1 pseudogene is annotated in these 241 nt (G+C 66.0%); it reads left to right on the top strand.

What is annotated here, in order from left to right:
• Positions 1–241: pseudogene (locus tag ACQG3P_RS22575) on the top strand (glycosyltransferase); the annotation flags it as partial.

Below are 241 nucleotides of genomic sequence, written 5' to 3'. Positions count from 1 at the left end.
TGCCAGGACACTCCCGAGCTCATTCCGGAATTAGTGGCGCTGTGGCGGCAGGGATATGACAACGTGTACGGCACCCGACAGGCTCGCGACGGCGAAAGCTGGCTCAAGCGCAGTACGGCGGAGGCGTTCTACCGGGTGATCGGGCGGCTCACGAGGATCCCGATTCCAGCCGATACCGGCGAATACAGCCTGCTGTCACCGCGCGCGCTGCAGGCGCGGGGTCAGCTGCGGGAACGCCACA

Source organism: Stenotrophomonas sp. SrG (assembly GCF_050031795.1).
Taxonomy (GTDB): domain Bacteria; phylum Pseudomonadota; class Gammaproteobacteria; order Xanthomonadales; family Xanthomonadaceae; genus Stenotrophomonas; species Stenotrophomonas rhizophila_A.
Note: the sequence above shows the minus strand (reverse complement) of the source record. Positions and strands in the feature narration are given on the sequence as shown.